Annotated in this window: 2 protein-coding genes; one reads left to right on the forward strand and one right to left on the reverse strand. The window is 64.7% G+C overall.

From position 1 onward, the window contains the following. Positions 1–23 precede the first annotated feature (23 nt). Entirely contained in the window at positions 24–917 is an 894-nt protein-coding gene (locus ABVB68_RS36745) for an IS982 family transposase (protein ID WP_353605567.1), read from the reverse strand. A gap of 106 nt (positions 918–1,023) precedes the next feature. Between ABVB68_RS36745 and ABVB68_RS36750 the strand changes: the two genes are divergently transcribed. Continuing rightward, the gene (locus ABVB68_RS36750; RefSeq protein ID WP_353605568.1) at positions 1,024–1,485 is read left to right on the forward strand and encodes a nuclear transport factor 2 family protein; all 462 of its coding nucleotides are present in this window, start codon (positions 1,024–1,026) and stop codon (positions 1,483–1,485) included. The last annotated feature ends 28 nt before the right edge of the window (positions 1,486–1,513 follow it).

A 1,513-nucleotide genomic window follows, 5' to 3' on the forward strand; every position in this document is an offset into this window, starting at 1 on the left:
CTAGACGAGTGAGTCCGATGTGATCAGTGGTCATACGCGATCAGAGAGCGGGTGACTGGTGCGCCGATCTTGTTGTTGTGCCAGATACCGGCGGCCAACGCGAGGACGCGCTGGGCGACCCGGATGGCGACGCCCTCGAAGGTCCGCCCGCCGTGTTGTTCCAGGTCGAGCTGCCCTTTGAGGGTGTCGTTGACCGACTCGATCAGCTGGCGGACCTTCTTGAGAATCGGCTCGCCGTAGCGCTTCTTCTCCCGCTTGAACGACGGTCGCAGCAGCTCGACGCCGAGCTCGGCGAGGTCCTTCTCGAACACCTTCGAGGCGAAGCCCTTGTCCGAGATGAGCAGGATGCCCTCGCGCTGGGCGATCAGTTCGGCATCGACTTCGAGTATCGCGGCCAGGACCTCGCGCTCACCGATCTTCGGGTTGGCCAGCGCCCACAGGATCGGCATGCCGGTCGGCGTGCAGACCAGGTACAGGCGCAGGCCCCAGAAGAACCGGGAGTGGGAGGCGCAATAGCCGTAGCCGGCCCAGCCCGCCAGGTTCGAGCGCTGGACGGTCGGGCGGGACATACCGCACGGCACCGGGGTGGAATCGGTGATCCACACCGTGTCCGTCCAGAAGTCGCTGTCCATGGCCAGCTCCCGGATCATGCGCTTGACCAGGGGCAGAGCCGCCCGTAGGCGCTTGTTGTACCCGGATTGCTGGGGCAGATAGGGGAACAGGCCGGACAGGCGCTTATGGGCGAAGCGCAGCCACCGTGCCTCAGAGCGGTAGCCGAGCAGTGCCTGGGCCACCGCCAGGCAGACGAGTTCGGAGTCGCTGAGAAGTGGCGGGCGTCCCATCCATCGCGTTCCTCCGATCTCGTCGTCGATCTTCACATAGAGTGCGGTCAAGAGGGTCTCCAAGTCGGGCGTCACAACCGGATCTTGGAGGCCCTCGTCCGGTCAGCAGGCCGAAAATCCTGAAGTTCTGGCCGAGCGCTCGAACGTCGTCCACACGTTGACTGAACGGAGCCCAACAGCCATGCCGGACACAACCTCCGCCAACCTCGGCCCTCGTGAGGTCTTGGCCCGCTACCAGCAGGCGATGCTCGACAAGTCCGCGGACGACCTTGCTGATCTGTACGCGGTCGATGCCGTGCACGAGTTTCCTTTCCTCTTCCCCGGCATGCCTGAGCGCTACCAGGGACGCGAAGAGGTCCGCTCGGGCTATCGAGCGGCATGGGGTGCAAGCCCGGCGCAGCCGCAGGAGATCCGCGAAGTCGTCGTGCATGAGAACATCGACCCGGAGGTGATCGTCGTCGAGCAGATCGTCTCCGGGACCGTCACCACGACCGGCCAGTCCTTCGACTTCCCCGGCCTCCTCGTGATCCGGGTCCGGAACAGCCAGATCGTGCATGTCCGCGATTACATGGACGGGCTCGGTGTGGCTCACGCAATGGACCGACTGACCGCCGTGGCCGCCAGCCTGAGCAACCGCTCCTGAGCCTCTGACATCGGACTTATTCGTCTAG

This window comes from Streptomyces sp. NPDC096012 (assembly GCF_040426375.1).
Lineage (GTDB): Bacteria > Actinomycetota > Actinomycetes > Streptomycetales > Streptomycetaceae > Streptomyces.

Coding starts and splice junctions, on each gene's coding strand:
- ABVB68_RS36750 (WP_353605568.1), top strand. CDS start 1,024: ATGCCGGACACAACCTCCGCCAACCTCGGCCCTCGTGAGGTCTTGGCC.